Origin of the sequence: Paraglaciecola arctica (assembly GCF_018861065.1) — a bacterium.
GTDB lineage: Bacteria > Pseudomonadota > Gammaproteobacteria > Enterobacterales > Alteromonadaceae > Paraglaciecola > Paraglaciecola arctica_B.
Genome location: NZ_JAHKQO010000047.1, coordinates 19887 through 32009, shown reverse-complemented (window position 1 = coordinate 32009; position 12123 = coordinate 19887). Strand labels below are relative to the sequence as shown.

The following is a 12123-nucleotide window of genomic DNA, read 5'->3' as shown; positions in this document are numbered from 1 at the left end:
TCTATTATCCGTCATTCCCGCATGCTGTTAGCAGGAATCTATTATCCGTCATTCCCGCATGCTGTTAGAAGGAATCCATTCTTTTGTCTTACCCTTTGAAATAACCGATTCCGGCTTAAAGACTGCCGGAATGACAGTGGTGAGGCTTCGGCTGGACCGGAATGACAGGCTAAGAACTAACTCCTGTCATTCCTGCATGCTGTTAGCAGGAATCTACTTTCTGTCATTCCTGCATGCTGTTAGCAGGAATCTACCATCTGTCATTCCCGCATGTTGTTAGCGGGAATCCATTCTTTTGTTTTACCCTTTGAAATAACCGATTCCGGCTTAAAGACTGCCGGAATGACAGAGGTGTGGTTGCGGTTGGACCGGAATGACAGGCTAAGAACTAACTCCCGTCATTCCTGCATGCGGTTAGCAGGAATCTACCATCTGTCATTCCCGCATGTTGTTAGCGGGAATCTATTTTTTACTCATCACCACATAGTCAAAGTAACGTAGGATACAAGTCGTTCCAATTTATATTTTCTTTTTCAATTAGATCTATTTTCCAACTTCGTCTCCATTTTTTCAGCTGTTTTTCTCGACTAATTGCAGTGTACATATCGGTGTGAATTTCGAAATAGACCAAATTATGTAATTGATATTTAGCGGTAAACCCTTCAACAATGTTGTTTTTGTGCTGCCAAATCCGTTTCACTAATGCACTTGTGACACCTATATATAAAGTGCCGTATTTTTTATTTGTGAGAATGTAAACAGCGGGCTGTTTCATGAGAGTCCATTCTTTTGGGATAATTTTTTAATTTAATATGTATAGAGTATTTCTATGCTGTTTGACAAATAAGTTGTCGTTTATGTAAACCATACGACTCGTCATTCTCGCTGCTGTTTGCTGGAATCTATTATCTGTCTCTCCAGCATGCTTTTAGCAGGAACCTAACCTTCGCCATTCACGCATGTTTTTAGCGGGAATCCATTCTTTTGTTTTGCCTTTTGAAAAAACCGATTCCGGCTTAAAAGACTGCCGGAATGACAGAGCTGTGGTTGCGGTTGGACCGAAATGACAGAGGTGAGGCTGCGGTTGGACCGGAATGACAGGCTAAGAACTAACTCCCGTCATTCCTGCATGCTGTTAGCAGGAATCTACTATCTGTCATTCCCGCGTGCTGTTAGCGGGAATCCATTCTTTTGTTTTACCCTTTGAAAAAACCGATTCCGGCTTAAAAGACTGCCGGAATGACAGTGGTTTGGCTTCGGTTGGACCGGAATGACAGTGGTGAGGCTGCGGTTGGACCGGAATGACAGGCTAAAAACTAACTCCCGTCATTCCTGCATGTTGTTAGCAGGAATCTATTATCCGTCATTCCCACATGTTTTAAGTGGGAATCTACTTGTTTCCTTGAGGCTATTTGAAGCTCTTGAGTATTTGATTTTGCTCTTTATCGTGGTTATGGAGTGTTACGTATTGGTTGGTTTCTTCTTTTGAGTCGTTAATGATTTGGCCGTTGAAGGTTAACCAGCAATGTGCGTAAAAGTGTGCGGAAACTGGTACGGACAAATTGTCTTGCTGTTTCTTTACGCCAAATACTAGTTGGGGCGCGAAGCCTAGTTTTGTTAGTAGTTGTTTTTGTACTGCACATCTTCTCAAGCAGTTGATTTTAACAAAGTGATTTCGCGCGACTTTTTCGATTAGTTGGGTGATAGATATAACATCTGCAATGGTGCCGTCAGTAAATGTATGGCTACTTTTGAATAGCTTATTTTTCCAATATTTGTACGGCACCACTGAAATCAATATATCCCAGTATATAAATAGGTACCAAGCCTTGAGGGCAATCACTTTGTTTGAGTGAGGTATTCGCCAAAACTTAGTTAAGAGTTTAAGTAGCTTGATGGTGTGCTAGCCCGTGTTTTTGAAGTTCAGTTAACAAGTGAGTAAAGTCTTGTTTGACTGCTGTTTCCTTGACATCGAATGCTTGGCTAATTTTTACGGTTATTTCGTCTACAGATTGCCCTTGCTGCAGTTGCTCAAGCATTATTGCACCCATTTCATTAAGCGTGTAGTAATCGCCACTTTCTGGCTCAAGTATGACGATTTCGTCCACTACTTTTTGAATTAACAGTCCTTCTTTTAACGCAATATTCATTTTCAGTTCCTTTATATTAATTCAGTTACTTATTTTTCTCGCAGCAGAACACCATTATCCAGTTTATACACATGGTCGGCAACATCGCTTAATGCAGGATCGTGAGAAATAACGATCACAGTATAGTCACTGAATAATTGTTTAAACTCACTCTTGAAAGAGTGCCGAGAAAACTCGTCTAGCATAGAGGTGGGTTCGTCAAGCAGCAAGATGCGTGGCTGCAACAGTAGTGCCCGGGCTAAGGATACTCTTTGTTTTTGACCGCCAGACAATAACACGCCACCTTCTCCCACAATTGTTTGATACCCCTGAGGCAAGTTTTGTATCAATCTATCTACTCCAGATGCTTTACATGCCAATTTCAACTTTTCGGGACTTGGGTCGACGACTCCATAGGTGATGTTGTCGGTGATGGAACCATTACACAATAATACGTCCTGAGATACCAAAGCAATAGTCGCTCTAACCGAAGAGTTATTGAACAATGCGATATCTTGGTTACCAATTAAAATTTGACCTTCACTGGGCTCATGAAATTTCATTAATAAGTGCATGAGTGTGGTTTTGCCACCACCGTTTTCGCCATACAGCAGCATGGTTTGTCTATCTGCTAACTCAAAAGATAAAGATTCAAACACCGCAGGTTTGTTTTTATACGCAAAAGTGACGTTATTAAAAACAATATCGGCTTTGTCTGTTGTTAATTCTAAACCCGCAGATGGGCTCGGCTCTGATTCAAGATGATAAAATGTCAGTAATCTATCTGAGGCACCAATAACTTGTTGTATCTGGCCATACAAACCCGCTAAAGAGCCTAACGGCCGAGTAAAAACCAAGCCATATAACATCAGACTAACTAGATCGGGAATACTTATGTTGCCCGACTGAAAACGCATAAAACTGAGCACTACTACTATCAATACTGCGATAGAAGCTAAAAATTGCACTAATGGTGATAACAATGCCTGAAGTTTAAGTTGCTGACTGCGAAGTTGCAGTGTTTCTGTGGTGATGTCCTTGAATTTACTCGATTCTAACGTTTCGCGGTTAAAGGCTTTTATTAGAGACATTGCTCCAATGTTTTCGCTGGCAATTGCCATAGTATCGGCTTGTCGCTGAATTAACGCTCTAGAAATAGGCAAAATCCCGCGACTCACCAGTTTCAACACAATAAAAATCACTGGCACAAATATAATAATCAATAGCGCGACTGTGGGCTCAATTCTAAACATCAATATTGAAGCACCGGTTAACACTAAAATACTAGGCACCAGATTGGTGAGTACACTTGAAGCAAAATAGCTGATAACCGCTAAGTCATTACTGAGCATAGACAACACATCGCCGCGTTTATTTTCTTTAAAATACTGCATGGGTAACATTTGAATGTGGTCGTAAAGGCGGCAGCTAAGATCCGCCATTAACCGTGCACCTATTAAGCTAACTTTATAGGTAGATAAAAATCGTAAAAAGGCATGCAATCCAAATAAAGCCAACCACATCAGTAATATATAAATGTGGGTTTCATTTATAACCGAAGAGCTAGTGATAAAATACTCTGAGTATTTACCCGCAAAAAACGGCACGCTTAAGCTTACCGCAGTTTCACAAAGCATCAAAAAAACCACATAGCCAAAAGCTATTTTATGTTCTTTGAATAGTTTGATGGCATATTCAAATCTAAGGGAGTTAAACATAAAAGTGGTCAATCCATTTACTTAAAATACAGTGTATTTCAACTTTGTTGCTATTAAATTCATATGCTTAGGAGCGTACTAAGTTGAGTCCCAATTTGAAAAAGAACCACAATAGGTTTTTATCTTACCTTGTTTTCTAGGCAATAATAAATTTGAGTCGCACTAATTTTATCAATTCTTTTATATTTTTAGAGTTGCTCTTCTTTTTAGAATCAATTCTGGTTAATGTTGTTTCATACTCATTTGAAATTAGGAAATTTGTTGTGATGCGGATCGTTTTACTTTGGCTTTTATTCATCCCTATTTTGTGTGTCGCAGCCGATGCGAATAAACAAGTGAGTGTTGCCGACTTCACTAAAGGTATGTCGCAGCACAGCGGCTTTTATGATTTTTATTATCAAATACAACAAGATAAAGTTTTCCTTAAAATTGACAAACTAGATCAACCCTTTCTTTTTCAAAGCAGTTTGCCTCAAGGCATAGGCTCCAATGATATTGGCTTAGATCGTGGCCAATTGGGGGATACACGACTCGTTAAGTTTGAACGCTTTGGTAATAAAGTGTTGTTAAAACAACTAAATACCCAATACCGAGCCAGCTCTTCTAACCTAGCAGAACAAGCAAGTATTGATGAAGCTTTCGCCGACTCTGTGATTGCTGGGTTTTCTGTCGTGGCTAGTGATGATGATGTGGTGGTGATCGATTACACCGACTTCTTACTCTCAGATATTCACCAAATATCGCAACGTTTATCAGGTTCGAATCAAGGCAGTTATCGACCCGATGCGAAAAGAAGTGGGGTGTATTTAAAACGTAGTAAAGCCTTTCCAAATAATACTGAATTAGAAGCCTTAGTGACCTTTGGTGGTTCAAACCCTGGGCAATACGTGAATCAAGTGACCCCCGATCCCATTAGTATTTCGGTGCATTTGCATCATTCGTTGGTGAAGTTACCAGATTCCGAATATCAACCCAGAAAGTTTGTACCTTTTTCAGGTTTTTGGTCTGTGGGCTATCAAGATTATTCAGTGCCCATTGAAGACAGCATGAGCAAGCAGTTTATTCCTAGGCATCGTTTAAGTAAAAAACAGCCTAATGCCAGCGTGAGTGAAGCTGTTGACCCTATTGTATATTATCTCGACCCAGGTATTCCTGAGCCAGTGATGAGTGCTTTAAAAGATGGTGCGTTGTGGTGGGATCAAGCGTTCAGTGCTATCGGTTACAAAAATGCCTTTCAAGTTAAAGTGTTACCTGAAGACGCGGATCCTATGGATGTACGATATAACGTGATTCAGTGGGTGCATCGCGCCACACGAGGTTGGTCTTACGGCTCTTCTGTTATCGACCCTCGTACGGGTGAAATCATCAAAGGGCACGTTACTTTGGGTTCATTGCGGGTAAGGCAAGACTATTTGATCGCTTTGGGCTTAACTAGCCCTTTTAGTGCGGATGGTAAATCCGATGAACAAGTGGACACGTCTAAACAAAAAGCTATGGCATTAGCGCGTATTCGTCAGCTTTCAGCCCATGAAGTGGGGCACACCTTAGGTATTGCCCACAACTTTGCCGCTAGCGAATATGGCCGTGAATCAGTTATGGATTATCCCCACCCTTTAGTGAGTATTCAGGATGGCAAAATTAGTTTAGATAATGCTTACGATGTGGGAATGGGTGAGTGGGATAAATATGTAGTGGCCTATGGGTATCAAACTTACAGCGACGATAACAAAGAACAACAGGGGCTAGAGCAACTAGTTACTTCAGCTAGAGAAAAAGGCTATAGGTACCAATCTGATCCAGATGCCCGTCCATCCCATGCCGCCAATGTAGAAGGACATCTTTGGGATAACGGCGCGGATGCGGTCAGTGAATTAAAACGGATCAGCGAAGTGCGTAAAGTCGCCATGGTTAACTTTGGCCTTAAAACGATTCAGTCTGGTGCCACATTGTCTTCGTTAGAAGAAACCTTTGCGCCTATTTATTTACTACATCGTTATCAACTAGACGCCGTTGCAAAAGTGATTGGTGGCGTGAATTACGAATACGAGTTAAAAGGAGATTACCCCAAGGCTAACGGAGTTCAGGTGATTGCTGCAAAACAGCAAAAACAAGCCGTGACAGCCATGTTAGAGACTCTAAATTCTGAGTTTTTGAGCATTCCCGCTGCGTTGACACAATTGATCACCCCCAAAGCTTACGGCGAATACCGCAACCGAGAAAGTTTTAAAGGGCGCACCGGACTCACGTTTGATCCTATTAGCGCCGCAGAATCAGCAGCAGCTTATAGCCTTAATTTGTTGTTAAAAGCTGAGCGCCTTAATCGTTTAGTACAACAAAAACAACAACTTAAAGATGCACCCGATTTAGGTTATTTATTGGATCGCCTGTTTAAACAAACCATCAAACATGGCACCGACAAAATCTATCCTCAGCTGAGCAACCGAGTGAATTATTTAGTATTAGATCAGGTGGTGAATGCTATGCAACAACCAAACTTAGCGCCTGAAGTGCGGGGTGAAATAGAAACAAATTTGGTTGAATTACATAAGTGGTTCAAAAACAATAAACGCAACGCTCACAACGCGGTTATGGCCCGGCAATTAGAGCAATATTGGCGACTAGGCGAATGGAAATCTCACATTAAGGTAAAACCTTTACCACCGGGATCACCTATTTAGAAAACAATTGATAGTAGATAGTAGATAGAAGATAGAAGGGCATAAACTAAGGGTTTATGCCCTTTTTAGATCTAGACGCTTTAGCCGCGATATCCGAAGAATTTATGTTTGATAATTTCATCGGCAATGCCTTCAGGTAGGCTGTCTTGCCACTCGCCTTGACCACTGGTGAGTTGCTTAAGGATCTTTCGCGAATAAATATTAAACAAAGCAGGGTCGCTACATTCAATTCCGTGAAGGAAACCATTTTCTAATAAATGGCGGTACAGAAAGCGTAAATGTTCCGGTACTTTTACGTCAGTAAATTCAGTTACTTGGCCTTCTTCATTCATTTCTGGGTAAATAAATAATCGGGTGTTATCAGGAAATAACTTACCAAAACCTTCTAAAATACCGCCTTCAACACCTCTGTAGAAGTTTTCATCGAATATCTGTTTTACGTTGACCATACCCATTACGATGCCAATTTGTAATTGTGTAAATTGACGGAAGTAAGCTCTGAGTGAGAAGTATCGAGTGTAATCCGAGACCATTACGTTGTAACCCAGTGAGTTGAGTAATTGCACTCTGGCCACAATGTCACTCTCTGGCACTTTTGCGTCGTTACCGTGCACGTCATTTAGGGATATTTCGGCTATGGCAATGGTGTTGTTGGGTTCGACACCAGCCAAGGTAGAAAAGGAATTTTGCCCTTGTTCGATCATATCCACATTTAATTTAGTAACGGGGCGGAATGAGCCTCGAATGGTAAGGATATTCTTCTTGTATAACATCTCGGCCGGTACTGCCACACTGCCGTCTGGTCTAAACATGATGGCACGAGTTTTCCAACTACGGATGAGGTGAATGTTCTTGGTGCGATTGTCTATATCTTCAAAATACGGGCCTTCAAACTCAATTGAATCAATTTCAATTCGATTCGCTTTCATGCCATCAGTTAACGAATCAATAATTTGTTTAGGGTTCTCAAAATAGTGGTAGGCGGCGTAAATAAGGTTAACGCCAAGTACGCCTAGCGCTTGTTGTTGTGCCTCAGCATTATCATCAAGCATCCTGACATGTACTGTGATGTTAGAAGGTTTGGCTCCTGGATACATTTGCACTCGAATTCCACACCAAGCGTGGCATTCGTTTTTTCGATTAAAGCTTTTGGCTGCTACGGTAGCCGCATAGGCAAAATAACGAGATGATCTGGAACGTATATCACCGACTCGATCTACCACTAGATCAAACTCTTGTTCCATCATCGCCTTTACTCGGGCGCGACTGACATAACGACCATCTTCTTGTACGCCGTAAATGGCATCAGAAAACTTCATATCATAGGCTGACATGGTTTTGGCAATTGTACCCGCCGCTGCACCCGCTAAGAAAAATTGTCTGGCAACTTCTTGTCCTGCACCTATTTCGACAATGGTGCCGTATTTTTTCTCATCAAGATTTAAACGTAAGGCTTTTTGAGACGTGGTACGGGAACTGACACTGTTACGAGATTTGATATTTTTATCCATGATTTCTCCTAAAGAAGCGGGCAATGAACGAATACCACTATTGTAGCCTTTTTTCGTCACGGCATTAATCTAAATTTTCATCATAGCAGCGACTAATTCATTGAATAATATGACGAAAAGGTTAATGAAAGGTTAAATGGTAAAAGAAGGGGCAGGCAGCAGGTAGATTAACTCTGAAAAATACAGTGAAGATGCAGAATAAATTAGAAAAACTAATTCTCTGCAAAGGAAATTTGACACCTCCCCACGTCATCCTTGCGAAGGCAAGGATCTCCAACACGTTAGACAATACGCAAAGCCATCCTGCTCGTCTAATATTGTATTTAAAGTGCTCAGTTGAAAAGGAATTCAATGACAATGAAACAGCCAAGTGTTTACATCATAACAAACCGTTACAATACAACCTTATATATTGGTGTTACCAGTAATTTGATTAAACGTATTTACCAACATAAAAATAAATTGGTAAAGGGTTTTAGCGCTCAGTATAACCTCGATAAGTTGGTTTATTTCGAGTGCTTTGAAGATATGGAAAATGCTATCACTCGTGAAAAAAGATTAAAGGTTTGGAAACGAGATTGGAAAAATCGGCTTATTAACGAGATGAACCCTCGTTGGAAAGATTTGTACTTTGATTTGATAGGTTGAGTTAGGGTTGAGTTTTGTATGCTGTTTGGGAGGTCCTTGCCTTCGCAAGGATGACGGGGAGGTAAAATAACGTCAATGTAATAGTGATGGCAAATAGAGCAATGACTAGATATTTATTCAGGTTAAAGTGTTGTGCAGTGTGCGCTGGTAGAATGTGCATAGATTTTCTCCGTTGGTTCATGTGAGTAACGAACCACAAAGGAAAAAGGGGTTAAAAATTTTTAAACTTTGCTGCGCTGCAGGTCAAAAAACAAATAATCACTAAATGCCTTGTTCTTTGATTGTGTTTTTAAATGGGGTTATTTAGAGTAAGCGTACTAGATGGATTCTTGAGCGGAGATTTGAAAATCCGCGCAAATATTGCGGCTGTTAGTGCGCTACACATTATTATATGCTCTAAATATCATGGCTTGATGCTAAAACGCCAATGACTGGCCTAGTTGGAGCTCCATATCAGGTTCAAAAATATGCATGTCGATTCAAGTAATATTTCTTATTATGCACAGCCATCTAGACTATTCCCTCAATTAAATGGGTATTGGTTTTATTTTCTGTCATTGTTCTTAATTTTGATTTTGATTTCAAATAAGGTTTCGGCAGCCAAATTTGTTTTTGCGGCAGCCGAAAAAAGTAATCCTACCTCATACCTATCCAATCAAAAAAAGAGAGGTATATTGGTTGATGTAATAACCGAAGTATTTTCGCGGTCAGGTCACACTATAGAAATCTTGCTTATGCCTTGGGCTAGGTGTCTTAGAGAGGTCAAAAACGGCAGCGTTGATGGAATATTTTCTGTATACAAAACACCTGAGAGAATGACTTTCTTAAGTTACACCGACGAAGTGCTCATAACACAAGTACAAGCATTTTTTGTGACTTCTGACTCTAGTATTAGTTTCGACGGTGATCTTCGTAAATTGGCAAATAAGTCGATTAGCATTATCAATCAAACTAGCTATGGCCCTAGATTAGATTCGGCACTAGAAGCGGGAGTGTTTAATTGGGTGAGTCAAGCGCAGAGTTCTCAAAGCAACGTTAAAAAGTTGTTGGCAGGTCGTGTTGATTTAATTCCCTCTTATCGACATGTTGCACTTAGTACAGCGAAATCACTAGGAGCGAGTGCAAAAATAAGGCAGTTATCTCCTGATATAGAAGCCATCCCAAGCTACCTTGCATTCACAAATAAACGAGACTTCAGTAAGGCCATTGCAGAATTTAATCATGTACTAGCGTCAATGAAAGAAGATGGAAGTTACGACAAAATATTCAATAAATACCTCTTTTAGTCATGCTTTTTTCCATTTATTAGAATAAAATTTAAATTGATATGAAACTTAATTGGGGGGCAGTTCAGTTATTAGGTTCGTCAACTTTTTATGTTTCTTCACGATATACAACTCAATAGCGGAAATTGCTGATCCTTGATATAAATAATCCTCGCTTCATACCGCTTAAACAATTGTAACGAAGTTAAATAAGGGCGTTTCTGAGCTCCTTTACTTTTACTCCTTTCCAATTGGTATCAAATACAATGCTGTCCACCAGATTTTGTGCTTTGTCTAAGGTTGAGCTTGCCATCTTGCGGTGAAATTTGAAGTATCTAGTATTTATACCGGGGTTTTCTTTGATGTATTCTGTGTAAAGGCCATGCCAGACTGCAGCTTTAAAATTATTTTCGTTTTTTAAGTTAAACATTATATAAAACTCAAACACTTCGGGGGCGAGATCATTTAAAAACTCGGTTCGGTCGAGTAACAAGTCTGCTATTTCTCTGGCCTCATCCATACTTCGTGTTGCCGCTTTTGCCATCATGACCGTGTAGACATCTTGATGAACATCAACGGCCATATCTACGCCGTTGACCATTGATTCCCAATAGTCGGCATTGCCGGTTTTTTGGTAAAGCCATAAGTTAATTTCGGGTCTAACTCCTTTGGTTTCTTTGACAATTCTATCTTGAAACTTAGGTATGTTAGCAATAGTAGAAAAGCGCGATATCTCGTCAGATTTTTGAATCGAGCTTTGTGCTAAAACAACATTTTCTAAGCAGGCTTTGTACTTATCGAGAACGGTTAGTGCAATATAGGCATTTTTCACAGTTGGGATACGTTGTTGATTAATCAAGGCTCGAATCGTATCGGCGCGGGGTAAACCGCATAAAGCACCATCGTGGGTTAAATCACATATTTTCTTATTCTCGGCATCGGTACATAACATCACTGCTGAGCCGGTTACTTCCCCAGTTTCATCCTTGGAGCAAGACATTAAAATTATACAGATAGAAAATAATAGGATTTGACGCATTATGATTTTACAGAATGAGGATGATTAGATTATAGAAGAATAGGCGTTATCAATGTTGTAAGCAATGGTGAAAGTCACAGCATTGTATCAACTAAAGCAACAATAAAAGATAATGTGTCATTAAAACGTTTAATTGTAAGTAGGAGCTGAAGTTTTACAGTCCAGCTCCTACTTCACAAATAATTACCTAAGTTTAATTTCCCCAGACAAGGCTTTTTCAAGAAAATCGACACGAGCTAAAATTTTGTCGCGAGCGTCGCAGTCGTAACAGCGATTGAGCATATTTTTAATGGAGGAAAGTTCGTCTTCTGCTCCTTCAACATCCTCTCGAAGCAATTTCATAAGCGCCAAACGATGATGAGCGTCGTACAGGTTCTTGTTCAACACTACTGCGGTATTAAAGTTTTTCTCAGCTTCTTCAGGTCGGCCCAGTTGAATTTGCGACATGCCCATCATGTATAGTTGGAAGCCTCGATTAGTGCAGGTACTCTTTCTTAATTGCTCATTGGGATCTTCATTGCTACGGCCTGAGTTGGAAATAGATGAAGCAGATACATTACCAGAACTGGTTTGACTATATTGACCTGAACTATTGGATGTTTGGTTGGCCAGCATATTTTGATTGATTTGGCTGTTAATAAGCCCATCGATACCAGCCCTTTTGTTACGTTCTGCTCGCAATGCACACTTGGCATTTTTCTTAAATTCAACTTCTGCGAGTTCAAAATTGCCAGAATTAAATGCTTGTAACGCAGCATCACCATATGCGGCTGTCACTTCAATTCGTTCAGTTGTATCAGACTTTGTTTCGTCACTTTTTGGGGGAGTGGCCTCTTGGGCATTGATATACAAAGGTAGAGCAAAAATTAATAACCCAGTGCTCAATTTGACAGTCTGGACAGACCGAGTCACGTGTTTTAGTTGTTCAGAAAAAGTGTTTAATTTAAGCATAATCTCCTCCTAGAGAATGTTTGCTTAATTGTTAATTGCCCGCATTTTGCGAAGCTGACTTTTTCAACGCGTTTAACGGTAACAATGATTAGAGTGTTTTTTATGCGATTTAAGTATCACCCAATATTGCCAATAGTGATAACTCGATTATGTAATAAAATATTTGCGCAGCGATATGCCGGTC

10 protein-coding genes are annotated in these 12123 nt (G+C 40.2%); 3 read left to right on the top strand and 7 right to left on the bottom strand.

The window, feature by feature from the left end:
• Positions 1 to 487 precede the first annotated feature (487 nt).
• The 4 genes from KO534_RS20665 to KO534_RS20650 all read right to left on the bottom strand — a co-directional run bounded on the left by KO534_RS20665 (position 488) and on the right by KO534_RS20650 (position 3847).
• The gene (locus KO534_RS20665; RefSeq protein ID WP_215932858.1) at positions 488 to 775 is read right to left on the bottom strand and encodes a GIY-YIG nuclease family protein; all 288 of its coding nucleotides are present in this window, start codon (positions 773 to 775) and stop codon (positions 488 to 490) included.
• A 633-nt stretch (positions 776 to 1408) separates the two neighbouring features.
• The gene (locus tag KO534_RS20660) at positions 1409 to 1789 is read right to left on the bottom strand and encodes a lasso peptide biosynthesis B2 protein (protein WP_215932857.1); all 381 of its coding nucleotides are present in this window, start codon (positions 1787 to 1789) and stop codon (positions 1409 to 1411) included.
• 94 nt (positions 1790 to 1883) lie between these two features.
• Entirely contained in the window at positions 1884 to 2150 is a 267-nt protein-coding gene (locus KO534_RS20655; RefSeq protein ID WP_215932856.1) for a PqqD family protein, read from the bottom strand.
• A gap of 29 nt (positions 2151 to 2179) precedes the next feature.
• Positions 2180 to 3847: an ABC transporter ATP-binding protein gene (locus KO534_RS20650; RefSeq protein ID WP_215932854.1), complete on the bottom strand. Its 1668-nt coding sequence runs from the start codon at positions 3845 to 3847 to the stop codon at positions 2180 to 2182.
• Positions 3848 to 4113: 266 nt separating this feature from the next.
• Between KO534_RS20650 and KO534_RS20645 the strand changes: the two genes are divergently transcribed.
• Positions 4114 to 6525 carry a zinc-dependent metalloprotease gene (locus tag KO534_RS20645; protein WP_215932864.1) on the top strand — a complete coding sequence of 804 codons (2412 nt, stop codon included), beginning with the start codon at positions 4114 to 4116 and terminating at the stop codon, positions 6523 to 6525.
• Between the two features lie 80 nt (positions 6526 to 6605).
• On the opposite strand, the gene KO534_RS20640 is transcribed toward KO534_RS20645, so the two are convergent.
• Positions 6606 to 8036, bottom strand: coding sequence for a TonB-dependent receptor (locus tag KO534_RS20640; RefSeq protein WP_215932852.1), 1431 nt, complete (start codon positions 8034 to 8036; stop codon positions 6606 to 6608).
• Positions 8037 to 8387: 351 nt separating this feature from the next.
• Here KO534_RS20640 and KO534_RS20635 point away from each other — a divergent pair, with 351 nt between their 5' ends.
• Positions 8388 to 8684: a GIY-YIG nuclease family protein gene (locus KO534_RS20635; RefSeq protein WP_436836596.1), complete on the top strand. Its 297-nt coding sequence runs from the start codon at positions 8388 to 8390 to the stop codon at positions 8682 to 8684.
• A gap of 467 nt (positions 8685 to 9151) precedes the next feature.
• Positions 9152 to 9970, top strand: coding sequence for a substrate-binding periplasmic protein (locus KO534_RS20630; protein ID WP_215932850.1), 819 nt, complete (start codon positions 9152 to 9154; stop codon positions 9968 to 9970).
• A gap of 184 nt (positions 9971 to 10154) precedes the next feature.
• Here the strand turns inward: KO534_RS20630 and KO534_RS20625 are convergent, their stop codons facing one another.
• Together KO534_RS20625 and KO534_RS20620 are read right to left on the bottom strand one after the other, a co-directional pair.
• Positions 10155 to 10949, bottom strand: coding sequence for a DUF2989 domain-containing protein (locus tag KO534_RS20625; RefSeq protein WP_252732324.1), 795 nt, complete (start codon positions 10947 to 10949; stop codon positions 10155 to 10157).
• Positions 10950 to 11171: 222 nt separating this feature from the next.
• The gene (locus tag KO534_RS20620; protein ID WP_215932847.1) at positions 11172 to 11939 is read right to left on the bottom strand and encodes a tetratricopeptide repeat protein; all 768 of its coding nucleotides are present in this window, start codon (positions 11937 to 11939) and stop codon (positions 11172 to 11174) included.
• Between the last annotated feature and the right edge of the window lie 184 nt (positions 11940 to 12123).

Coding starts and splice junctions, on each gene's coding strand:
- KO534_RS20665 (WP_215932858.1), bottom strand. CDS start 775: ATGAAACAGCCCGCTGTTTACATTCTCACAAATAAAAAATACGGCACT.
- KO534_RS20655 (WP_215932856.1), bottom strand. CDS start 2,150: ATGAATATTGCGTTAAAAGAAGGACTGTTAATTCAAAAAGTAGTGGAC.
- KO534_RS20650 (WP_215932854.1), bottom strand. CDS start 3,847: ATGTTTAACTCCCTTAGATTTGAATATGCCATCAAACTATTCAAAGAA.
- KO534_RS20645 (WP_215932864.1), top strand. CDS start 4,114: ATGCGGATCGTTTTACTTTGGCTTTTATTCATCCCTATTTTGTGTGTC.
- KO534_RS20640 (WP_215932852.1), bottom strand. CDS start 8,036: ATGGATAAAAATATCAAATCTCGTAACAGTGTCAGTTCCCGTACCACG.
- KO534_RS20635 (WP_436836596.1), top strand. CDS start 8,388: ATGACAATGAAACAGCCAAGTGTTTACATCATAACAAACCGTTACAAT.
- KO534_RS20630 (WP_215932850.1), top strand. CDS start 9,152: ATGCATGTCGATTCAAGTAATATTTCTTATTATGCACAGCCATCTAGA.
- KO534_RS20625 (WP_252732324.1), bottom strand. CDS start 10,949: ATGTCTTGCTCCAAGGATGAAACTGGGGAAGTAACCGGCTCAGCAGTG.
- KO534_RS20620 (WP_215932847.1), bottom strand. CDS start 11,939: ATGCTTAAATTAAACACTTTTTCTGAACAACTAAAACACGTGACTCGG.